The organism is Marinococcus sp. LNSP9103-4 (assembly GCF_056034345.1).
Genome location: NZ_JBQLIA010000017.1, coordinates 1 through 22765 on the forward strand (window position 1 = coordinate 1; position 22765 = coordinate 22765).

23 protein-coding genes and 1 riboswitch are annotated in these 22765 nt (G+C 47.8%); of the genes, 5 read left to right on the forward strand and 18 right to left on the reverse strand.

Going from position 1 to position 22765, the window contains the following annotated elements; genetic code table 11:
* Window positions 1-243 (forward strand): phytanoyl-CoA dioxygenase family protein (locus tag ACTRXG_RS11570; protein ID WP_474285051.1); only part of this gene is annotated, 243 nt, incomplete at its 5' end.
* Window positions 244-354: 111 nt separating this feature from the next.
* Here the strand turns inward: ACTRXG_RS11570 and ACTRXG_RS11575 are convergent.
* Together ACTRXG_RS11575 and ACTRXG_RS11580 are read right to left on the reverse strand one after the other, a co-directional pair.
* Entirely contained in the window at window positions 355-1737 is a 1383-nt protein-coding gene (locus ACTRXG_RS11575; protein ID WP_474263881.1) for a DUF2254 domain-containing protein, read from the reverse strand.
* Between the two features lie 187 nt (window positions 1738-1924).
* Window positions 1925-2377 (reverse strand): universal stress protein, encoded by a 453-nt coding sequence (locus tag ACTRXG_RS11580; RefSeq protein ID WP_474285052.1) that lies wholly within the window; start codon window positions 2375-2377, stop codon window positions 1925-1927.
* Window positions 2378-2615: 238 nt separating this feature from the next.
* Here ACTRXG_RS11580 and ACTRXG_RS11585 point away from each other — a divergent pair, with 238 nt between their 5' ends.
* Window positions 2616-3062 carry a thiol-disulfide oxidoreductase DCC family protein gene (locus ACTRXG_RS11585; protein WP_474285053.1) on the forward strand — a complete coding sequence of 149 codons (447 nt, stop codon included), beginning with the start codon at window positions 2616-2618 and terminating at the stop codon, window positions 3060-3062.
* A 64-nt stretch (window positions 3063-3126) separates the two neighbouring features.
* Here the strand turns inward: ACTRXG_RS11585 and ACTRXG_RS11590 are convergent, their stop codons facing one another.
* The 5 genes from ACTRXG_RS11590 to ACTRXG_RS11610 form a co-directional block, all read right to left on the reverse strand.
* A complete protein-coding gene (locus tag ACTRXG_RS11590) occupies window positions 3127-4110 on the reverse strand; it encodes an aldo/keto reductase (protein ID WP_474263888.1) in 984 nt (327 codons plus the stop codon).
* Window positions 4111-4207: 97 nt separating this feature from the next.
* Window positions 4208-6028, reverse strand: coding sequence for a UbiD family decarboxylase (locus tag ACTRXG_RS11595; RefSeq protein ID WP_474285054.1), 1821 nt, complete (start codon window positions 6026-6028; stop codon window positions 4208-4210).
* Window positions 6029-6130: 102 nt separating this feature from the next.
* Window positions 6131-7063, reverse strand: coding sequence for a DMT family transporter (locus ACTRXG_RS11600; RefSeq protein ID WP_474285056.1), 933 nt, complete (start codon window positions 7061-7063; stop codon window positions 6131-6133).
* 148 nt (window positions 7064-7211) lie between these two features.
* A complete protein-coding gene (locus tag ACTRXG_RS11605) occupies window positions 7212-8120 on the reverse strand; it encodes a proline dehydrogenase family protein (RefSeq protein WP_474285058.1) in 909 nt (302 codons plus the stop codon).
* A 149-nt stretch (window positions 8121-8269) separates the two neighbouring features.
* The gene (locus ACTRXG_RS11610) at window positions 8270-9673 is read right to left on the reverse strand and encodes a sigma-54 interaction domain-containing protein (protein WP_474285060.1); all 1404 of its coding nucleotides are present in this window, start codon (window positions 9671-9673) and stop codon (window positions 8270-8272) included.
* Between the two features lie 364 nt (window positions 9674-10037).
* On the opposite strand from ACTRXG_RS11610, the gene putP reads away from it, so the two are divergent.
* A complete protein-coding gene (gene putP, locus ACTRXG_RS11615) occupies window positions 10038-11519 on the forward strand; it encodes a sodium/proline symporter PutP (protein ID WP_474263899.1) in 1482 nt (493 codons plus the stop codon).
* Window positions 11520-11569: 50 nt separating this feature from the next.
* Here putP and metK read toward each other — a convergent pair whose 3' ends face one another.
* Entirely contained in the window at window positions 11570-12784 is a 1215-nt protein-coding gene (gene metK, locus ACTRXG_RS11620) for a methionine adenosyltransferase (RefSeq protein WP_322526294.1), read from the reverse strand.
* A 150-nt stretch (window positions 12785-12934) separates the two neighbouring features.
* Window positions 12935-13042: riboswitch (SAM riboswitch) on the reverse strand.
* 47 nt (window positions 13043-13089) lie between these two features.
* Window positions 13090-13485 carry a thiol-disulfide oxidoreductase DCC family protein gene (locus ACTRXG_RS11625; protein WP_474263902.1) on the reverse strand — a complete coding sequence of 132 codons (396 nt, stop codon included), beginning with the start codon at window positions 13483-13485 and terminating at the stop codon, window positions 13090-13092.
* A 179-nt stretch (window positions 13486-13664) separates the two neighbouring features.
* Here ACTRXG_RS11625 and pckA point away from each other — a divergent pair, with 179 nt between their 5' ends.
* The gene (pckA, locus tag ACTRXG_RS11630) at window positions 13665-15248 is read left to right on the forward strand and encodes a phosphoenolpyruvate carboxykinase (ATP) (protein ID WP_474263904.1); all 1584 of its coding nucleotides are present in this window, start codon (window positions 13665-13667) and stop codon (window positions 15246-15248) included.
* A gap of 82 nt (window positions 15249-15330) precedes the next feature.
* Here pckA and ytkD read toward each other — a convergent pair whose 3' ends face one another.
* The 4 genes from ytkD to ACTRXG_RS11650 all read right to left on the reverse strand — a co-directional run bounded on the left by ytkD (window position 15331) and on the right by ACTRXG_RS11650 (window position 18389).
* Window positions 15331-15822 (reverse strand): RNA deprotection pyrophosphohydrolase, encoded by a 492-nt coding sequence (ytkD, locus tag ACTRXG_RS11635; RefSeq protein WP_474263906.1) that lies wholly within the window; start codon window positions 15820-15822, stop codon window positions 15331-15333.
* 57 nt (window positions 15823-15879) lie between these two features.
* On the reverse strand, window positions 15880-16350 hold the full coding sequence (locus ACTRXG_RS11640) for a YwpF family protein (RefSeq protein WP_322526298.1): 471 nt from the start codon (window positions 16348-16350) through the stop codon (window positions 15880-15882).
* Window positions 16347-17534: a MalY/PatB family protein gene (locus ACTRXG_RS11645; RefSeq protein WP_474263908.1), complete on the reverse strand. Its 1188-nt coding sequence runs from the start codon at window positions 17532-17534 to the stop codon at window positions 16347-16349. Before ACTRXG_RS11645 ends, ACTRXG_RS11640 begins: the two co-directional genes overlap by 4 nt.
* Before the next feature lie 90 nt (window positions 17535-17624).
* Window positions 17625-18389: a C40 family peptidase gene (locus tag ACTRXG_RS11650; protein ID WP_474285061.1), complete on the reverse strand. Its 765-nt coding sequence runs from the start codon at window positions 18387-18389 to the stop codon at window positions 17625-17627.
* An 83-nt stretch (window positions 18390-18472) separates the two neighbouring features.
* On the opposite strand from ACTRXG_RS11650, the gene ACTRXG_RS11655 reads away from it, so the two are divergent.
* On the forward strand, window positions 18473-19012 hold the full coding sequence (locus ACTRXG_RS11655; protein WP_474263913.1) for a dihydrofolate reductase family protein: 540 nt from the start codon (window positions 18473-18475) through the stop codon (window positions 19010-19012).
* Window positions 19013-19174: 162 nt separating this feature from the next.
* Here ACTRXG_RS11655 and ACTRXG_RS11660 read toward each other — a convergent pair whose 3' ends face one another.
* The 5 genes from ACTRXG_RS11660 to ACTRXG_RS11680 all read right to left on the reverse strand — a co-directional run bounded on the left by ACTRXG_RS11660 (window position 19175) and on the right by ACTRXG_RS11680 (window position 22736).
* Window positions 19175-20029 carry an aminoglycoside 6-adenylyltransferase gene (locus tag ACTRXG_RS11660; protein ID WP_474263915.1) on the reverse strand — a complete coding sequence of 285 codons (855 nt, stop codon included), beginning with the start codon at window positions 20027-20029 and terminating at the stop codon, window positions 19175-19177.
* 15 nt (window positions 20030-20044) lie between these two features.
* A complete protein-coding gene (gene panD, locus ACTRXG_RS11665; RefSeq protein ID WP_474285062.1) occupies window positions 20045-20431 on the reverse strand; it encodes an aspartate 1-decarboxylase in 387 nt (128 codons plus the stop codon).
* Between the two features lie 5 nt (window positions 20432-20436).
* A complete protein-coding gene (gene panC, locus ACTRXG_RS11670) occupies window positions 20437-21300 on the reverse strand; it encodes a pantoate--beta-alanine ligase (RefSeq protein ID WP_474263920.1) in 864 nt (287 codons plus the stop codon).
* A complete protein-coding gene (gene panB, locus ACTRXG_RS11675; protein WP_474263922.1) occupies window positions 21297-22139 on the reverse strand; it encodes a 3-methyl-2-oxobutanoate hydroxymethyltransferase in 843 nt (280 codons plus the stop codon). The genes panC and panB overlap by 4 nt, the downstream gene beginning before the upstream one ends.
* Before the next feature lie 183 nt (window positions 22140-22322).
* Complete coding sequence (locus ACTRXG_RS11680) at window positions 22323-22736, reverse strand: DUF3942 family protein (protein WP_474263924.1); 414 nt, start codon at window positions 22734-22736, stop codon at window positions 22323-22325.
* Window positions 22737-22765: the final 29 nt, after the last annotated feature.

The following is a 22765-nucleotide window of genomic DNA, read 5'->3' on the forward strand; positions in this document are numbered from 1 at the left end:
GCGACCGGCCCGGCGGGCTCGGTGCTCTTCTTTGACTGCAACACGATGCACGGCTCGGCCGGCAACATTTCGCCGTACCCGCGCAGCAACGTCTTCTTCGTGTTCAACTCGGTGGAAAACAAGCTCGTCGATCCTTTCAGCGGCCAGGAGCCGCGTCCGGAATTTCTGGCCAACCGCCAGGATACTTCCGCGATTGAACCAACCTCGGAATCCCTTACAGAAGGTACAAAATCTTTTAAGTAATATTCAAACCCCTCCCGGGCCGCAAATGCGGCCCGGTTTTTTTGTTTCTTTGCCGGCTTTACAGTACAAAAAAACCGACCCAGTCATTTTTGCTGACGGATCGGCTTCGGTTTATCCTTTTTCTTGTTTTCTGCGCTCTACCAGTTTCTTTTCCAGTAAATCTTTTTCTACAAAATCATCAATCATTTCGTAAAATTTACCTTTATCATTCACCGATCCTGAAAGCTGCTCCAAATGGTTCATAAACGTGATTTGGTCATAATCCTGTGGAAGCTTTCCGGAATAATTGCGGGCAATGCTTTTGCCGTAATGCCAGCAGCAGTTTTTGTCCTTGGTTTCCAGGGCTTTTGATAAAATGACCAACGCTTCAAGGAGCGTCAAAGTTACGCCGGGCTTTTCTTCTGCATAAGAGGCAATGTAGGTGAAAGCGGAATATACGTAATATGAAAACTGTTCGTCTTTCATAATCAACCGGAGCGTATCGTTATCGTCGGTTAAATAAGAAGTAAAGCGGGTCACCTTGGAAATGGAAAATATGAGGTCCGTAAGCTGATAGATAGCGTCCTGCGCTGTCATTGGTTCGTCGTTTCCAAGCGCTTTAATCGCAATTTCGGTCAACTTCCGGATCCCAAATTCGATATCCTGAACTTCTGTTTTACTTTTCCCGAGATACATCAGGTTACGGTACTTTTTTTCATTCACCGGCAGATCCGGCTCTTCATTTGTCTTCCAATAAGAAAAAATAGGAATGCCTTCAAGCACAAAATCTCCAATCCGGCGATCCAGCCGTACTACAATGCCGTCTTTGGCTGCTTCTTTCACGATTTTGCCAAAATCAATAACCTGGATAAAGCCCGTCGTTTCACTTGCAACAATATAAGGCTCTCCTTCTGTTTCCGGCTCACGCACCTCGTTTTTATTCTTAGCGCGGTGTGCTTCAAGATCATAAAGCAGCGTATTGAGAATCCGCTGCTGTGATTCTTCTTTCATGTTCGTCGTAATGCTTGGCACCTGCATCCATTTCGTTGCATGGTTGATAAACAAAATGAAGTTTATTACCGATACGGCTGTAGCTAATACGCCGAGTACGGGAAATACTGTGTACTGGTCCATCGAGGAATTCAAGAAGAAAAATCCGATTAGCAGGAAAAAGAAACATAAATTAAAGATACCGATAGAATGCTGGGTTCTTCGGTCAGAGATAAAATTAAACAAAACCCGTGGTGTAAACTGTCCGGAAAAGCTCGTCAAAACGACGAGTATTGAGTTAAACGTAAAGGCGTTTAACGTGAGTACGCCTGAGAGCAGCGTACTGTACATTGTCTGGGTTAATGAATACCCTGTTGATAGGATTGGTGCCATGGCGAATGCAGGCTCGAGCCCGAATTCCACGTAGTAAGCGCCAATGGCTAAAAGCACGGCCAGAATGATATAAATGGCCGGGAGCACCCAAAGACTTGATCGGAGTTCGTACCACCGCTGTCTTGAAGACATACTTTTAATCTGCCGTAATTTTTTAGGCATTAGCTGCTGTAAATAATATTTCAATTCGTTCACCTTTTCTATTGCTTTAATCTATTGGCAGCATCATCTGCTGTGGAAAATTCCCATACATGGAGCCTTCCCCCGCACAAGCGGGAAGAAGGCTCTGAAGCAGTTATGCTGCTTTAGTTATTAGCGTTTATTCTTTTACTGCTTCTTTAGTTGATACGACCTTCACGTCACACTTTGCTTTTTTCTGAATGGCTTTAGCTGTGTTACCGAGAAACAGCCGGTCCACTTTAGACGATCCAGTCTCGCCGATAACGATCATGTCGATATTATATTTTTCACACAGATTTTCCATTTCTTTTTTTGGAATTCCTACCTCAAGAACGGTTTCCACGTCTTTGACCCCGTTCTGCTCTGCCATTTCTTTATAAGCCTTCAAGCGTGATTCCGCCTGGTTTTTCAATCTTCCGAAGCCATGCGGGTCCATACGCTCCAGGGAAGCATATCCATTTTTGTCCATAACAAATGCAATGATCAGCGTCGCATTGTTTTCCTCCGCCAGTTCCTTTGCTTTATAAAATGCATCATTGGACGCGCCTTCGAGAGCTTCTACTCCTACGAGTATACGATTAATTTGTGCCAATTTCATCTTTCCTTTCTTATTTTAAATTGCCTGTTTCAGTCTTCTGCTTAAACTTTCGTAAAATAGCCCGTACCTGCTCTGTTTTTCGTCGTTTGACCCTGCTTTTCGTCTAAAAAAATATAAAAAGCCAGAAAAAGAACGATTATCCTTTTTCTGGCTTATGTTCTGGCTTTTATATCCATCCATTTCCGCCGCATATGAAATTGTCGCCCTGCCACACCCGGACGTTTTTGTTTTTATGGCGTTACTGGGAAAATACCCGTACAATATACGTGTTAAACGTTCACAGATTCATGTGTTTGAAATTCTTTCAAAGGACAGATGCTTTATCCATTACTTATTTTTCGACAAATACTGCCCGCCCTGTCGTGCAGCCGTACGTATTTTTCAATTTTTTGATCTGTACGGCCGATGCCAGTGGGTTCCCATTCAGGAAGCCCGGCTTCTTCCTGAAGACTATCCTTATCTATCCTCAAGAAATGCGGCCCACGAGCTGCACATGTGCACAGATCAGGGAGTGGTGCTTCATGGTTTTTATGCCTTACGCCGGCTGCTGCTTGCTATTCCGCTCAGCTTTCTTCCGGCTGTTCTTCTCTACCTCCCTTACGCTGATCGTATCGGAGTGCCGCTGTACAGCCTGGTCTCCAAAAGCCGTCTAAAGCACATCTCTTTTAAGAATAGTTAGCAGCCTGCACATACAGAAAAAGCCCATCTCTCCGGATACACCTGGAGGGATGGGCCTGCTTTTATTACCGGTTCACCGTCTTCATTCCTTCTTCATGATACCGCATACCTGCGGCAGCGCCTTTAGGAGCAATGTCATCAATCGCTTTCATATCGGAATCCGTAAGCGTTACCTGCAGACTGTTAATATTTTCTTCCAGGTACGTGCGCCGCTTTGTCCCCGGAATTGGCACTACCCCCTGCTCCCTCAACCAGGCAAGGGCCAGCTGGGAGGCTGTACATTTCTTTTCTTCAGCTAATTCCTTCATTTTATCCACGAGTTCAAGGTTCTTATTGAAATTTTCTCCCTGAAACCTTGGAGAAAAGCGGCGGAAATCATCTTCTTCCAGATCCTCAAACTGCTTGATCTGTCCGGTTAGAAACCCGCGCCCGAGCGGGCTGTAAGCTACAAAGGAAATTCCAAGGTCTTTGCAAAGAGGCAGAATTTCATCCTCCACGTCCCGGCTCCATAACGAATATTCTGTCTGCAGAGCTGTAATCGGATGCGTGCCATGAGCCCTGCGAATCGTTTCAGGAGCTGCTTCTGACAACCCCAGGTACCGGACTTTTCCGGCATCTACGAGTTCCTTCATCGCACCTACGGTTTCTTCAATAGGTACATCAGGGTCCACCCGGTGCTGATAATACAAATCAATGGTATCAATACCGAGCCGCTTCAGGCTGGCATCGCATGCCTGCTTAACGTATTCCGGGCGACCATTTACTTCGCCTGTAAGTTCACCTTTATTGCTGTAGACGTTCCCGAATTTTGTGGCAAGCACCACCTCTTCCCGCCGGTTTTGGATAGCCTCACCCACCAGGCGTTCATTTGTCATGGGGCCGTACATATCAGCCGTATCGAGAAAGTTAATGCCGTGGTCAAGCGCTGTGTGTATCGTTTTCTTCGATTCTTCATCGTTTAATTTGCCATAAAAAGCGGACATTCCCATACATCCCAGACCGATAGGAGACACATGCAGGTCACTGTTGCCAAGCTGCCGTTTTTCCATTACAGGTATTCATCCCTTCTGGATTGTTGACTCTGCTTTTTCAAACAGGTGTCCTTCTGTTCACGCTTCTGTTCCATTTTAAACATTTTTCAGCAGACTATTTTTTTCTTAAGTCAATTCGTTCCATCAGGCTGTCCACCCGGCGCTCCACATTTTCATCTGGAAGCAGCGGCGGTGCATGATGTGGCTTGATGCGGGCATCGATGATCAGACTGTCGCATCCCCAGTGCTTGTTTTCATAAAAGCTGTTCACGCCATGGATATCGTGGGAAGGATTGCTGCGCGTAAAAACGGCCCACAGGAAATTTCGCATCGTATCACTGACAAAGCTGCTGTCATCACAGATGATAATCATCGGCGTTTCTTTAACATCCCATTTCTGGTCGAGGCTCGAAGCGAAAACAGCTATTTCTTCAGCTGCCTGTTTGTAACTGGAAAATTCCGGTGCTTCCACCGCAATTACGCCCGGCATGACAAGCCTGGGCGAATGAATCGGACTGTCAGCCGGAAAGCCGTCCGGCACGCGTTGACAAAGATCCCGCTTCACATCCCCATAAGCTGCGATAACTACCTTGCTTCCCTCATTCAGCCCTTCTCCGCTGTAATCAAGTGTATCGATCGTCGTTTTAGTCTGAAAGTGAAGATCGCGGCGCAGATTAATCCGCTCAAGCATGTACGTGAAAAAATCCTCCTCCTGATGCGTATCGAGCTCTCTTTCCTGTTCCGCTGTGATAAATAAATATTTGGCTAGACTTAACTGGCCTGTGCCGAGAATACGATTGGCGATTGTCAACAGCTCTGCCGGCTGCTTTACGCTTTGAAACGGCGTATACCGCTCACTGCCAATTGCGAGCAGAAGTGGATGCACCCCTGCAGCGTCTACTGCGTGTACTTCTTTGACTCCGGTAATTTCCTGCTTGATCGCTTCCCCCGTCATTTCGTGGATCACTGCACCAAACGACGTGTCCTCCTGCGGCGGCCGCCCGACGACAGTAAAGGGCAGGATAGCTTTATCTTTGGCATACACCTTATGAACCTTCATGACCGGGAAATCATGCGTCAGGCTGTAATAGCCCAAATGATCGCCAAACGGTCCTTCTGGCTTCGTGTCTTCCGGATAAATATCGCCGGTAATAACAAAATCGGCATCTTGGTTAATACAGTAGCCGTCTTCGTAGCTGTACTGAAAACGACGCCCGGACAGCATGCCGGCAAACATCATTTCACTCAGCCCTTCCGGAAGCGGCATCACCGCTGAAATAGTATGAGCGGGGGGCCCGCCGAGAAAAATACTGACCTTCAAAGGCTCTCCCTTGGCTACGGCCTTCGCCTGATGCACACCAATCCCCCGCTGAATCTGGTAATGCAGGCCCACCTCTTCATCGGAGACAAAGTCATTTCCGCTAAGCTGTACCCGGTACATGCCGAGGTTGGCATTCATCGGTCCCGATTTTTCCGGATCTTCTGTATACACCTGTGGCAGGGTGAGAAACGCGCCGCCATCCCGCGGCCAGTGCTGAATCATCGGCAGGTCACTGATGCTGACTTCCCGAAAGTCTTCCGCACCGCCTTTCTTTTTCTTCGGAAGTGCTTTTACTGCCGTCAGGCCGCTCGTCATATTACGGAGCGGATGCTTCAGTGCCTGTACCGGGTCATTTCTCATCGTGATAACATTTTGAACCTGCTTCCAGTTTTTCCGAAAAATGAATTTGCTGCGTTCAACCGTGCCAAATAAATTAGAAACAGCCTGGAACGGGCTTCCTTTTACATTTTCAAATAAAATGGCCGGCCCTTCCTGTTCATAGAACCTTAAATGAATGGAAGCCATCTCCAGGAAGGGATCGACTTCTTCCTTGATTCGTACTAAATGGCCGTGCTTTTCAAGATCTTCTACGCATTCGTTGAGGTTTTGATACATATGCAGCTTTCCATCCTTCCGAATTGTATTTCACTTTCTCTACTTATTTTAGTACATTTTCCCTTCAGGCTGTGTTTATTTACCCTTTGCCTTCTGTTTTCTTTACACCGGCGCAGGCTTTGCCCGCTGCTTTTGCGGCAGTGACAAATAAACGACCATGCCAAGTATCAGGCACGTGCCCACGCTCTGATAGAAACCAAACGGTACGTGCAGCCACCATACCGAAGCCAGAATAGCGGCAAGAGGCTCCAGGCATCCCAAAACACTTGTTTCCTGCGGCTTTAAATATTTCAGACTTTCCAGATAAAACCAAAAAGCAATCATAGTGCCGAAAATAACGACAAAAATTACGCTCCCGGCCATGCTCCATGTCCAGCTCTCCCATGCGGCGTCCCACGGGGCATGCAAAAAACTTACAGCTGCTCCTCCAACAGTCATCGCCCACCCGATTACATTCATAGAGCCCCACGCTGCCAAAAGAGGGCCTGCGTAAAGAGTATAAAAGGCAAGCGCCACACCGGAAAGAATACCCCAGACTACTGCTTCCGACGGCACAGATAATTCGGCCAGCTCTCCATTTGTCAGCAGCAGAAACGTGCCGGCAAGTCCCATCAGCACAGCGCCCGCGTCCCGTATATTCCAATATGTATGCCGGACGGCAAGCAGGTAAGCAAGAATGAACACCGGAGCCAAATATTGCAGCAATGTAGCCACAGCTGCGTTTCCGCTCTCAATGGAGGCCATATATGTATACTGAACAGCGAGCATGCCGAATAAACCAAATATAAGCACTGCTCCTGCGCTCTTTTTCTGCTTCCAGATTCCGGTTACTTTTTCTTTATTTCCAAGCATTAAAGAAATAGTTAACAGAAGGATGCCGGAAAGAAGCAGCCTGACAGCCACCAGCCATTCCACAGGCAGGTGGTGAGTTTCAAAAATATACTGCGATACTGTTCCTCCAATACCCCAAAGGGAGGCTCCGCTTATCACCAGCAAAAAGCCTGCTGTCCGTCGTTTTTGTACTGTCTGCATCATCGGCGTCCTTTCTATTGCCAGTTTCAGCTGCGTGTCACCTCCATTATACGCAAAAAGCACTGCCTGGTTAAACTGTTGCCTTAAGGTTTTCTGCCTGTCTGGATACCAAAACGCCGCCCCTTTTCAGGAGCGGCGCAGCATGAACTTTTTATTTCGTAATCATCCCTTTAGCCACGGATACAAGGTTTTGCGGACGTTCCGCCAGTCTTCTCATAAAATAACCGTACCATTCTTTGCCAAAGGGCACGTAGACTCTGACATTGTAGCCTTCCTGCACGAGCTGCAGCTGCAGTTCTGTTCGAAAGCCATACAGCATTTGAAATTCAAATGTGTCGTAAGCTATATCCTGGTCTTCCACAAAAAGCTTAACCGCGTTAATAATCCGGTGATCATGTGTCCCAATAGCCGTAAAACCTTCCTGAAGCAAATGTTTTTGAATCATCAGAAAATAATTGGCGTCAATTTCATGCTTGTCTTTGAATGCAACCTCTTCCTTTTCCTGATAAGCCCCTTTTACAATCCGAAGAGGCACCCCGGCAAGGCTGTCGAGATCCTCAAGCCCCCGCCTTAAATAACCCTGTAGGACCGTGCCTACATTATCATATTCCTTTCGGAGCGTTTTCAGTACATTCAGCGTCTTTTCATAACGGGAATAGTCTTCCATGTCGATGTTTACGAAATTCTGTTTTTCCTTTGCTGCCTGCAGAATCTCCTTCATATTTTCTGTACAATAGTCTGTATCTATATCAAGACCAAGCTTCGTCAGCTTTACTGTCAGCTCTGACTGTACGTTTTTCGCATAGACGCTCTCAATAATCTCGATAGTTTTCTGCTTGGCTTCTTCCACCTCTGATTTTTCCGTTATAAATTCCCCAAGATGGTCAATAGTCGCCATCAGGCCCTGCTCGTTCATCGATTGAATGGTTGTTAATGCTTCATCAATATCTTCCCCAGCCACTACTTTTGAAGCCCCGAGGTGAATGCCCCACTTTTTGGCGCCCTTTGTCAGCGTCTTATTCTGGGAAAGAAATATAAAAAACGAACGTGAAATTGTCATAGGTGCACCCTCCTGATCTTTTCAGTACTGCCCTATACTGTTGCAAAATACGTGCCAACATGGCTGCACCGGTATCCGCAGGGGTTTCCGTAAAAAAGAAAAAGCCTGTTCGTCAAAACCGCAAGAAATTTTGCGCTTTATGCAAAAAATTATAAATGAAATTTACTCATCCGGTACTGCAGACTCTGCCGGCTGATGCCAAGCTCTTTGGCTGCCTGCATGACGTTACCGCCGCTTTGGTTCAGCGCATCTTTAATCAAAGCAAATTCCATTTCAAGCAGACGTTCCTTTAAACTTCCTTCGCGGTTGCTTATTCCAGCCGGCCCGCCTTTCTCTATCTCACCTGTTTCCAGAAGATCGGTGCGTTTGCGGAAATGGTCCGGCAGGTGGCTTTCTTCGATCATTTCTTCATCAAGCATTAAATTCATTGCTCCCTCGATGACGTGTTCAAGCTCCCGGATGTTTCCCGGCCAATGATAGGACTCCAGCCTCGCTTTCACCGCAGGTGAGACACGATTCACGTCCATTTGAAAAACACGGTTGTACTTTTCCAGAAAGGCTTCCACCAGCGGCTCGATATCTGTTTTTCTTTCCCGCAGCGAAGGGACATACAGCGTAACAACACCAATACGGTAAAAAAGATCCTCACGAAGTTCATTGTTTTGAATAGCCTCTGCCGGCTCTTTGTTCATCGTGGCGATAATGCGGACATTGATGGACTGCTCTTTGTGCGATCCTAAACGGGTGACCTTTTTTTCCTGTAGGACTCGCAGAAGCTTTGCCTGCAGTGCCACCGGAAGCGAATTAATTTCATCGAGCAGAAGCGTGCCGCCCTCTGCTTTTTCGAACAGCCCGGCCCGTTCGGATGCCCCTGTAAAAGCTCCTTTTACCGTCCCAAACAAAATGCCCTCAATCAGCGTTTCCGGAAGAGCAGCGCAGTTCTGTGATACAAACGGCTGGCCGGCCCGCTCGCTTTCACTGTGAATGCTCTGGGCAAACAATTCCTTCCCCGTGCCCGTTTCTCCTACAATTAACACCGAAGACGACGTTCTCATTGCCCGCTTCGCGTTCTGCACCACCCCTGTGATTTCAGCCGAATGCCCGATAATCTGGTCAAATGTAAAAAGCCCGCTGTCGGTTTTTTTCTGGTTTTCCCGGACCAGCTTTTCCATGCGGGTAACGTCCTTTGCGATCTCGGCTGCTGCGACAATCCGTCCCCCAGAATAAATCGGAAAAATTTCGTTGATAGTCGTGATGTTTTTCCCGCGGCTCGTTGTATAATGCTGTTTTTTTTCTCTCGTTTCCACTCCCTGTTTGATAGCCTGGAGCAGTCTGCTGTCACGTTCATGCTCGAAAAGGAAAACGTCCATCATACCTTTATTATTAAAATCTTCGTATGTCATGGACTCAATTTCACGCATTTTGTCATTATAAATAATCAGGTTTTCATCTGCATCAATAACACGGATCCCCTGATCCATTTTTACCATTAAATGATCAAACACATCGTTCAGCTCAGGATAGGATAACGAATTCGTACCTTGATATACCATGGACCCACCCTCTTTGTAATTTATTCTTGCTCTGATTTTATCATGAAGTGCGAAGTCTCCGTACGCAAAATCCCAAAACTTAGGAATGCAAAATTTTGCACCTTTAATCTCTTAATTTTTCTATTTGTGCTTCTATCCACCGAAGTATTCAATTATAATGGACGTCTCCGCCGGTTTTGTTAAGGCCTGTTGAAGTTAAGAATATTGGCACTATTCTTGCAACATATAATAGTACATTCAAGGGGAGGTGTACTGAATGGAAGGAATAACATTATTCACATGGCTGCTAATATTAATACCCATGCCGATTACTGTGGTTTTAGCAGCAATCAGTTATGTTAAATCAAAAAAGGAGAGCACCTAAATGGATATTTCTGTACCAACAATTGTGACATTTATCGTTTACCTTATTGTAATGCTTAGCATTGGTTTTTTATTCTACAAGCTGACCAATAACCTCTCGGATTACGTTTTAGGCGGACGAAAATTGAACGGACCCGTAGCTGCGCTCAGTGCCGGTGCGTCTGACATGAGCAGCTGGCTTCTGCTCGGCCTGCCAGGGGCCATGTATCTCGGCGGGATGAGTGAGATATGGCTGCCGATCGGCCTTACCATTGGAGCTTATTTGAACTGGCAGTTTCAGGCGAGAAGACTCCGCAGGTATACAATCATCGCCAACGATTCAATTACGATACCCGACTTTCTTGAAAACCGCTTCCACGATAAAACAAAAGCACTGCGGATTGTTTCGGCATTATTTATACTTATTTTCTTTACTTTTTATACCTCTTCCGGACTGGTCGGGGGCGCCACCCTGTTTGTGAGTTCGTTCGGCCTTTCCTATCAGGCAGCTCTTTGGATCGGCGGCGCTGTTATTATTACGTATACGTTCCTCGGTGGATTTATGGCCGTCAGCTGGACTGACTTTATCCAGGGCATTCTGATGTTTCTGGCGCTCGTTGCTGTTCCGATCGCTGCCGTTATAGAAATTGGTGGATGGGGAAATTCTGTCCAGACCGTGGCATCCATTAATCCGGATGCGTTAAGTGCCTTTACGAATGTGAGTGTTATTTCTGTGGTCTCCCTGCTTGCCTGGGGGCTCGGGTACTTCGGCCAGCCGCATATCATTACGAGGTTTATGGCGATACGTTCCGAAAAAGAAATTCCGATGGCCCGGTTTGTAGGTATGAGCTGGATGGTTATTTCTCTTCTCGGTGCTATTTTTACAGGATTTATCGGTATTGCTTACTTCTCCGGCAACGCCCAGCTCGGAGAAGGGAATCAGGAAACCGTCTTTATTCTGTTTACCCAGGTACTTTTTAATCCGTGGGTGTCCGGCGTTCTTCTCGCAGCCATTCTAGCTGCTATTATGAGCACGGTGGACTCCCAGCTGCTTGTATCCTCCAGTGCCCTTGCGGAAGACTTTTATAAAGGGATGCTCCGCCCCAAAGCTTCTGACCGCGAGCTCGTCTGGGTCGGCCGGATTGGCGTTATCGTCATCGCCCTCGTCGCCCTGCTGCTCGCCTCCAACCCGGGAAGCACGGTACTTGAACTTGTAAGCTACGCATGGGCCGGGTTCGGCGCAGTATTCGGGCCTGCAATGCTTTTCTCCTTATTCTGGCGCCGGACGAGCATGTGGGGTGTGCTTGCCGGGATGATCGCCGGCGGCACCACCGTCATTATCTGGGTTCAGCTTTCCGGAGGATTGTTTGATCTCTACGAAATTGTGCCAGGCTTCTTGATCAACGTCTTAATCATCATTGCCGTCAGCCTGCTTGGGCCGAAGCCTTCAGACAAAATTCAAACTGAATTTGATTCTGTCGGCACGTATACGGAGAAAAACTGAGCAAAAAATACCCGCTTCCTGATATAGACAGGAGCGGGTATTTATTATATTTATTGCTGTTTTTCGGTGAATGCCTGTTCCTGAAGCGCTGCCGCTTTGTCCGTGCGTTCCCAGGGCAGATCAACGTCATGACGTCCAAAGTGCCCGTAAGCGGCTGTCTGCCTGTAAATCGGCCGGCGGAGATCAAGCATTTTGATGATGCCTGCCGGCCGGAGGTCAAAGTTTTCATTGGCAAGCTTTACGAGCACCTCTTCTGATACTTTTCCCGTACCAAATGTAGCGATTGAAATGGAGACAGGCTGAGCTACTCCGATCGCATACGCCAGCTGAACCTCGCATTTATCTGCAAGACCTGCTGCAATAATATTTTTGGCTACATACCGGGCTGCATACGAGGCGGAACGGTCGACCTTTGTCGGGTCTTTACCGGAAAACGCACCGCCGCCGTGACGAGCATAGCCTCCGTACGTATCAACAATGATTTTTCTTCCGGTAAGGCCGGCGTCCCCCTGCGGTCCGCCAATAACAAAGCGGCCGGTCGGGTTTATGAAATAGTTGGTTTTAGCGTCGAGAAGCTCTGCCGGCACTACCGGCTCGATAACGTATTTGTGCATATCCTCTTCAATCTGTGCAAGCGTTACGTCATCCGAATGCTGGGTAGAAATAACGATCGTTTCCACCCGGAGCGGCTTCCCGTCGTCTCCGTATTCCACGGTAACCTGCGTTTTTCCATCCGGACGCAGATACGAAAGATTGCCGTCCTTCCGGACTTTTGTTAACTGACTTGCTAGCTTGTGCGCAAGCGAGATCGGCAACGGCATGAGTTCATCGGTTTCATTATCTGCATACCCAAACATCAAGCCCTGGTCCCCCGCTCCGATCGATTCCAGTTCATCCTCGGTCATCGATCCTTCACGGGTTTCAAGCGCCTCATCAACGCCCTGGGCAATGTCGGCCGACTGCTCATCTATAGACGTCAAAACCGAGCACGTTTCGTAATCGAAGCCATATTTTGCCCGTGTATAACCGATGTCTTTCAAAGTTTCCCTGGCAATTTTAGGAATATCCACGTATGTAGATGTCGATATTTCTCCTGCCACTAATACGAGACCAGTATTTACTACTGTTTCCGCTGCCACCCGGGCATTCGGATCATCCTTTAAAATTGCATCCAAAATCGCGTCGGAAATCTGATCACACACCTTGTCCGGGTGTCCTTCTGTAACAGATTCCGACGTAAATAAACGTCGTCCAATTGTAGACACGCTGCTGCCTCCTTTTTAACTGCCTGCTACGGTTGTACTCTCCCATTCTTCGGGTAGACGAAAAGAAAACGGCAGTAGGCCGTTGTGTACAAGAAAAGCCCCTTGTCCCAAAAATTGAGGGAAAAGGGGCTGTCAGTTCAGCTTTTTCGCCTCTTATCTTTCAAGGCATCTGTCTGCCTCTCCAGGTTAGCACCTTTCCGTTACCGGATGGTTGCTGGGCTTCTCAGGGACTGTCCCTCCACCTGCTCAGGATAAGAGTATCCGTTCGTACAAAATCTTAACGCAAACCCTATTTGATGTCAAACCTAGTGCCCTCCGCGCTGGCACGTTTTGTCATCGCAAAGGAAATGAAACCACTGATACCGATTTACAGAAACAGTATGATACAGCTTGCGGCCAAGCGTTTCTACTCCCGGCAGTAAAAATACTGCCTTCAGCGGCTTCAAAGCCGGAATAGTATAACATAATTTTTTCACCGTATAATAACCAGCGTATACGTACGTATTATCCTCTACACTGTGCATCTGCTCTTCAAGCGGCTCTCCCTTGAGCATCGGGTACTTTTCAAATAAATCCTCATCATATATAGGCTTCCATTTCACCCTGTTCGTCTTATCTATCGCCGAGAGATAAGTATGGAATCTGGTGCATAACGGACAATCACTATCATAGAATACAATAAATTCCGGTTGTTGTTCCATAGTTGTTCCCCTTTCATTGCTTTCCTACATCTTTTCCCTCTTAGTCCTAAAAATATTCATGAACTTTTTTAACGAATAAGTATGTACTATTAAACCAAATGTGTTACACTATTTTATATTCTATCCATCATTCATGATGAATAAATCCAACTTCCCCCTCATTAAAGGAGTGATTGTTTATGAAGCCGCCGTTCGCTTCCAAACCCGAAACAAATCTATTGAATGAAGCGCACGTCCAATGGAATCTCTCTGTCCCTGCGCTTGTGAAGCGCTCGCTGGCTCTGCAGGAGGGCTCACTTACAGCAGAAGGTGCTCTTGCCGTGAAAACAGGCAAATACACCGGACGGTCTCCAAAAGATAAATATATTGTCGATGAGCCCGGCAGTTCTCCTTATATTGACTGGGGAAACGTAAACCAACCAATGTCCGAAGAAGTGTTTGAACGGCTTTATAAAAAAGTGACGGCTCATTTGAACAGCCGGAATGAAGTATTTGCAAGCGACGCCCTGGCCGGAGCTGACCCCGACTACCAGCTTCCTGTCCGGGTCATCACCTCCTGCGCCTGGCATCAATTGTTCGCCCGGCAGCTGTTTATCCGACCAGACGGAAGAGAAAATCCTTCTGCTCCGCCCTTTACGCTCATAGCTGCACCGGAATGCAAAGCAAATCCTGAGACAGACGGCACCTCGTCGGAAACATTTATCGTCATCAGTTTTGCGCAGCGCACAATTTTAATCGGCGGCACAGAATACGCCGGAGAAATGAAAAAATCAATCTTTTCTGTCATGAACTACCTGCTTCCTGAACAAAACGTACTGCCGATGCACTGCTCGGCAAACATCGGCAGTGATGGCGCAAGCGCTTTGTTTTTCGGTCTTTCCGGCACCGGAAAAACAACCCTTTCCGCAGATCCTTCCCGGCTTTTGGTCGGCGACGATGAACACGGATGGTCCGAAAACGGTATTTTTAATATCGAAGGCGGATGCTACGCAAAATGCTCGAACCTGTCCAAACAGAAAGAACCACAGATCTGGAACGCTATCCGTTTTGGCGCTGTACTTGAAAACGTTGGGATAGACGATGCCAGTGGAAAAGTTGACTACACGGATACTCAGATCACGGAAAACACAAGGGCGGCTTATCCGATTGAACATGTCGATGGGATTGTTCCCTCCGGCACAGCCGGTCATCCTTCGGCGATCATTTTTTTAACTGCAGATGCATTCGGCGTTCTTCCGCCAATCAGCAGATTGACGAAGGAGCAGGCCATGTACCATTTCCTCAGCGGCTACACAAGCAAGCTCGCCGGCACGGAAAGAGGCGTCACTTCTCCCGAAGCAACCTTTTCCACCTGCTTTGGGGCACCGTTTCTTCCACGGCAGGCTTCTGTCTATGCAGAAATGCTCGGTGAAAAAATTGATGAACACAATGTGCCTGTCTTTTTGGTGAACACCGGATGGAGCGGCGGCGGTTACGGAGTCGGCAGCCGCATGGATCTTTCATACACCCGGGCTATGGTGCAGGCAGCCCTCAACGGAGAGCTGACTGATACAGCCACGGTCGAGGATCCTATTTTCGGACTGCATATCCCTGAGTCCTGCCCCGGAGTTCCCGAAGATATGCTTCAGCCGAAAAAAATGTGGGCAGAAGCCGGCGACTATGAGGTTCAGGCCCGCATGCTTGCCCGCAAGTTTGCGGAAAATTTCAAGCGGTTTTACGACGTGCCTGCTTCTATCGCAGACGCGGGACCAACCCAGTTGTAGGAGCTATTTTTCATCGGCGTCAGGAAGATGCAATACGTCAAAAAGGAACCGGTGCCTGTTTATATGCAGGCATCGGTTCCTTTCATTTTAATGTAATATATCCTGCTTCCTCCGCATATTTCACACTACGGGGAAGCACTTCGTCTTTCATAATAAAGCTGTAGCCGGGATGGTCACGAATATTACTTGGAAGTGTTTCTATCAGCACCGGACCGTCTGTTTCCATATAATCCTCATGAGGAATCAGCGACTCCACCACAGCGATGTATATATTTTTTATTACGTCTTCACTCCGGCCAGCCACCTTGTACTGGCCAAGAGAGCGTATCACTTCAACCCGGCCTCCGGTTTCCTCATCAACCTCCCGTACAGCTGCTTCTTCGGGGGCTTCTCCCTCTTCGATCTTCCCGCCCGGAAACTCCAGCCCACGCTGGGAGTGACGAGTGAGCAGCCACTTGCCGGCATATAAGCATATAACCCATACATGTCCCGGCTTGTCTGAAAATGGAGTGTCGTTTAACGCCAATTCCACTTCGTTATTGTAGTAGTCCCGGAATTTATAGCAGGTCGTCATATGGCCAGTTCCTCACACATACGTATCACTCCACTTCTATCATCTCTCCGGGGGCATTTATTTTTCCTGGCGGCTGTATAATCTTGCCGCCATTGCTTTAGACCAGGAGCGCTGATCGTTTTTTCGCTCGTGAAACTCTTCCATAAGCTGATCGCCTTCATACCCTTCGGTAATCAGCTCTTTCAATATCAGTTCGGTGATATTTTCATCTTTTCCAGCCATATACGCCTGGATTAAAACGCCAAGAGAATGCTCGAGTCTCGTCGTTTTTTTCACAACTCCCCTCAAAAGCGCCGGGGCATTGTCAGGATGAGTGATGACCGCTTCCATCAGCATTTCCTCTTCGTGTCTTTCCCACTCGTGAATAATGTCTTCATATTCTGTAGGTATGACCGCATCAAGGAGCCATGATCTATCAGGCTCCTCCCGATTAATAATGAGCCCTTCTTTCATTTTTATCTCATGCATTTCAATTGCGTCACCGTCTTTTTGAAACAGGCTGAGGCGGACTAGACGGAACGTTTTCATGATTTACGGCCGGCGGCCTGAATTGTTCGTTCATATGCTTCTTTTAAGCGGCGTACGCCCTCATCGATATGCGTGCGTGGGCAGGCCACGTTAATGCGGACAAAGCCAGCACCTTCATCGCCAAAGATATGCCCGTCACTAAGAGCTACCCCTGCTTCTTTGCGCAGCCATTCCTCGAGCTCTTTTTTATCCATCCCAAGGTTACGGAGATCAATCCAGACAAGATACGTCCCTTCCGGCTTAATAACGTGCGCTTCCGGGATTGCCGACTCCAGTTGATCCTTTAAATAATCAACGTTTTCCCGCAGATGAACGAGCAGTTCTTCCAGCCACTCGCTCCCATGCCGGTATGCGGCTTCCGCAGCTACTGTGGCGAACGGGTTGTCGATTCCGACAAAATTACGCTGCAGATGGGCTTCGTATGCTTTTTGTGAAGCTTTTTTCTCAAAAACCACATAGGACAGCTGCAGGGCTGCAAGATTAAAGGTTTTGCTCGGCGCCATGCAGGTGATGGTTTCCACATCATAACCATCCGCCGCCTTTGAAAATGGTACATGCACGCCGGAGAGAATAAGATCTGCGTGGATTTCATCAGATACCACCAGCACGTTGTATTTCTCTGCCAGAGCGGCGATCTGCTGCAGCTCTTCTTCGGTCCACACCCGGCCGATAGGGTTATGAGGGCTGCACAATAAAAGCATTTTCGCGCCGGCTTTCATCTGTTCTTCAAGGTTTTCCACATCAATAGTAAATCCTTCGTCTGTTTCTTTCAGCGGGTTCTTATACAGCGTTCGTTCATTATTATTTACTAGCATATAGAACGGGTAGTAGACCGGGGTCTGCAGAATAACGCCCTCACCTTTTTCCGTAAATGTCTGAATCAGATGACTGATCGCCGGCACTACGCCCGGGGTGAAGACAAGCTGCTCGTTACTTATATTCCAGTCATGGCGCGTGCGAATCCATTCGGTTGTCGCGTCCTTCAAAGATTCCGGACGACGGTGATAGCCGAAAATCCCGTGATCAACTACCTCCTGCATGGCATCAAGTACAGGCTGCGGTGCCTGAAAATCCATGTCCGCAACCCACATCGGCCAGAGCTCCGAAGAGCCATAGCGTTCGGCCGCAAAGTCCCACTTCATTGAGTTTGTATTTTTCCGATTTAATACCTTGTTAAAATCCATGCTTAAAAAGCCTCCTCGTTTCATCTTCCCATGTCTATTCCGTTCTTTATTTTATCACTTTCTTTTTAGGAAGACGAATTCAAACGGCTTTTAAACGATGAATCTTTTTGACTCCACCACGGATTCCTTCCAGTAATCCGAAAAATCAGTATAGCCGACACCGTCGGATTCTGTGGCATGAAACAGTGTTTCGTCAGAAATATACATACTTACATGATTAATGCTGCCGTCTCCATTCGTATCGAAGAAAATCAGGTCTCCCCGCTTCCAGTCTTCTTCAGCAACATCCCGGCCCTCCTGCGCCTGATCCTCCGAGACCCTTGGAAGATCCACGTTTTCTTCAGCATACATACGCTGCGTAAAGGAGGAACAGTCGAAATATTCGGTCGTAGTCTCAGACGCTCCCCATTTGTACGGAACACCTGTAAACTCTTCCCCCTTCTCAATCACTCTGGCGATTCTTTCCTGGGCCGGGCTCCAAAGCTCTGTTGTATAGCGGTTTCCGGTCTCTTCTTCTTCGAATGCCAGTTCTTTCGCGGCTTCTTTCACAGGAATATAAGATTCTCCCCTCCAATTGAACCAGGCGGGACTCTGTTCAAGCTCCCCCTCCCACGAAGCGCCGTTCACAGATAAACGCACGGCCCGGCCTTCTTGTTCCAGCTCCGCTCCGTATAAAGATGCGGCCGTTTCGGGACGAAGGTAGAGCTCTTCCTCTGCTTTTCCGCCCTCGATGTACCAGGCTTTGTCATTGCCATCGACAGTGGTGATTAAAACGTGCCGATCCGCCCAGTAACCCGCGCCACCCGCAATAACCATTGCTGCAGCAACACTTACCCAAACCCAGTTTTTCTTCATGTTTTATCTCCTTCCCGTGCAATTGTTCTGATTGTTGTTTTTTTCATGATAAAATAAACGTATTAACGGAGGGAGTGGTCGTAATGAAACCAACAATCCTGTTTATTGCCGCCAGTCTTGACGGCTATATCGCTGATGCAAAAGGAAATATTGACTGGCTGCTGAAAGCCGAAGGCGAGGGAGACAATGGCTACGATGAAATGTACCGGCGGGTGGATACGGTCGTAATGGGAAGAAAAACCTACGAAGACGTGCTCGTTTTAACAGATGCCTTTCCCTACAGTGACAAAGACTGCTATGTTTTTTCCACCAGCCGCACGGGCAACGACGGTTACGTCTCCTTTGTCCAAGGAAACGTGGCAGAATGGCTTCAAAACAAGCAGCAGGAGTCTGGAAGTGGCATATGGGTCATTGGGGGCGCAGACATTATAGATCCTCTCCTAGAAGCAGAACTGATCGATGAATATATTATTACCTTTACGCCTGATCTTTTAGGAAGCGGCGTCCCGTTGTTTAAGCAACGGACCGGGCAGCCAAAACGGCTTCATCTGCACGAAGTGAAGCGTTGGGGAGAACTGGCCCAGCTCCACTACAAACGGGCTGAAGATCTGCCCGGGCAGTAGTTTGGACCCATTCGCATCTATAGGTAAAAGCATCATTTTTTCTGAAAAGTGTGTACTTTTCTTACTCTTTAGGTAATAATAAGCATATAGAGTAGCATTCGTCCAATTTGTTGCTCTTATCCCATATTTCATTTTGCTCCTGCTGCCTGCAGGAGCCTTTTTTTATTTTACCGCGTGTTTGACCTCTTGAATATATTGCTTCACCCGTCGCCCTTCCTGCTCATTCAACGCAAACCCGCATTCGCTCGCAACGAAAGCAGATTCCCGTTCAAACATAACTATCGCCTTTTGCAACGAGGCCCACACGCTATCGTAAGAGCCCGCTGCATAAGTAGCTGCCAGTTCTTTATTATTCTTGGCCCCGAGGTGTTTTTCCAGATGCTTCGCCTCCTGGCCGAAATTTACTGATGTCTTTTTTTCGAGTACAACCTTCCACTTCAGCATTTGTATCAGCATACGGCGGATAATATTCAGGTGGGCCTGGGCGTAGAGCATTTCTCTCCGCCCCCAGCCTTTGACTACATACACCGCCACCCACCAAAACTCATTACAGCATTGGTGAAAGAATCCCTCTTCCGGCACCTTTGTTTTGTAGCCTATGTCGGTAGGAGCAGGAAAATCAGAAACTGGGCGATCTTTATCTAGCAGGCAGCGGGTCAAACCGTCCTGCTCCCAGTGCTCATACCTGTTCTCTGCGCGCTTTAAGGTTAAATCAATGCGGTTACCATCCTGAAAAAGCATCAGAAAGGCAAATGACTCTCCCAACGGTTCACGGTATAAATTCATTTCATCCGGGGTCTGCATAACCAAAGGCTTTCCAAACACTTCAAGCCAGGTCCGGTCCTGAATCATTTGTTCCATATTTTCCACAAAATAAATAATATCAAAATCACTGAAAAGATCAGGACTGCTGCTTCCGGCGGCTGCACGGGATCCGCTTAGAGCTGCGGCCCGGACCCGTTCATCGTTTCTGGCAGTCTCCATTATCAGCGCCATCACAGCCTCAGGCGTGCGCACAGGCAGCATCTCCTTTTAATCCAGGCTCGTCGATGCAGGCTCATAAGACAGCATCTGTCTGATTTGATTATGACTATCAAGCACAGCCACCGCCGGTTTGAACTCCCGGGCCGTTTCATTTTCCATCAATGCATAAGCAATAATGATGACCACATCCCCCGGCTGCGCCATTCTCGCGGCTGCACCGTTCAGGCAAATTACCCCGCTGCCCCGGGGGCCTTCAATCACGTACGTTTCCAGACGGGCCCCGTTCGTATTATTGACTACCTGCACTTTCTCGTTTTCCCACAGGTCCACCGCCTCCATCAGATCCCGGTCAATGGTAATGCTTCCTACATAGTTTAAATCTGCTTCTGTAACTACAGCCCGGTGAAGCTTTGATTTCATCATCGTACGGTACATCAGTGTCACCCCCTTTCTTTCTGGTCAGGAGAAAGAATAATATTATCGATGAGTCTCGCTCCCGAAAACTGCACCGCTCCTGCGATAATTATCTGCCCGTTCCATTCCCTTACAGGTTTAAGACCGGGATAAGTTAAAATATCCATATAATCAATCGTTCCGGAAATGTTAGCTTCTACTGTATGTTTTGCTTTCTTCAAAATGTCCCCGGGTCCATAAAACCCCTCTTCCATCCATAACGCTCCCTGCTTTAATCCTTCATACAGCCAGACAGCTTCCCGGCGCTCCCTGCTGGTTAAATTCACATTTCTGGAGCTCAGAGCCAGGCCGTCAGCTTCCCGAACCGTCGGGCCAGTAACAATCTCTGTTGGAAGATTAAAATCACGGGCCATATTCGTCAGTACAGCGGCCTGCTGCGCATCCTTCTGCCCAAAGTAGGCCCGTGCCGGCTGAACAATCTGCAGCAGCTTCAGCACCACGGTCGCCACTCCGTCAAAATGTCCCGGCCGGCTTTTGCCGCAGAGCACATCACTTCCCTCATGCACGCGCACCCCTGTCTGCATCTCTTCGGGATACATCTCTTTCGCTGACGGGGCAAACACTATATCGACGCCCCGGGCTTCGGCTTTTTCAAGATCCGCTTCGAGCGTACGCGGATACGCTTCGTAATCTTCATCCGGACCAAACTGCAGCGGATTGACAAAAATGCTCACCACTACTGCATCGTTTTCTTTCAAAGCCTGCATCATTAATGAAAAATGTCCTTCGTGCAGTGCTCCCATTGTCGGCACAAAACCAATTATTTCTCCCTGCTGTTTTCTCTCATTGATATGTGTGCGAATTTCCTGAATTGAAGTAAATACTTTCATGACGATGCGCCTCTGCTAAGATCTTTCAGCACAGAGGCATCCATGGAAAAAGTATGCCTCTCCTCTGGAAATGCTTTCGCTTTTACATCACTTACATAGCTCTCAAGGGCTTCGTCAATTTGTGCCTGCACATTAGTGTACTGCTTAGCAAAGGAAGGGACAAAGCTCTCTCCCCATCCGACAGCGTCGTGAAAAACCAGCACCTGACCGTCAACGCCGGCCCCGGCGCCTATGCCGATAACCGGAATCGAAAGATGCACTGCAATCCGGGTGGCAAGCTCTCCAGGAACACATTCAAGCACCAGCGCAAAAGCTCCCGCCTGTTCGAGTCTCTCTGCTTCTTCCATCAATCGCTGTGCTTCTTCTTTTGTTTTCCCTTGTACTTTGTACCCGCCAAGCACCCCTACGGACTGGGGAGTAAGGCCGAGATGCCCTATGACCGGGACGCCGGCAGCCGTTAAGCGGGCGATAGTCCCTCTGGTAATTTCATCTCCCCCTTCAAGCTTCACTGCCTGGGCACCGCCTTCCTGCATCAGACGTTTCACTGCTGTAAACGTGCTCTCCATAGAGGAATGATAGGTTAAAAAGGGCAGATCCACTACGATAAATGTGCCCGGAGCCCCCCTGCGTACCGCACGTGCATGCATCACCATATCATCAAGCGTTACCGGAATCGTGGAATCGTAGCCGTGCACCACCATCCCTGCCGAATCACCCACAAGTATCATATCCATGCCAGCTTTTTCCGCGGCCTTTCCCGCCGGAGCGTCGTACGCTGTGATCATCGTAATCGGCTCCTGCCGTTCTTTCATCTGTTTAAATACCGCCGTGCTTTTCATCTCTCTCCTCCTGCTTCACTCAAAAGATATAGAATTATCTGATATTTTAGCCGATACATACTGCTTAGACCGACTTGTATTTACACATGTATATTATCTGACGCCCCTGCCATTTATTCAACCGCCGCGACTTCGTTTATCCAAAAAAATTCTTCAATAAAAAAATGCCCCCGTAAGAGGACATCAATAAATATTACTTAAGTCGAGCGAATCCCCAAATGTCTGAATCAGATACCGGCGGATCAAATCACGGCTGAACGGGGTTTCGTCTGCTTCACTGCGGGCTTCATCGTCTTTGGCAATAATGTGATCTATATGGGCTTTATTACCATTCACTTTTTGAATGACAGTGATGCGGTGGGAAGGGATATGCTTCAGCTCAAAAGAAAGCTTTCGCTTATTGATCTTAATATAGCTTTCGTGAAAGCCTGCTTCAATATGAAACTTGCGGTCGTTTATATTTTTAAATTCTTCTTCAAGATCCATAAAATAATACATAATTTCTCTAGCCGTCGAATCGATTAGCTGCTGCTCGGGCAGGGCATCAATATTTAAATATTTGCGTGTTTTAGTAGCGAATGTATTTTCAAAGCTCATTGATTTTCTCCCCTTTCAATTGCGTATCA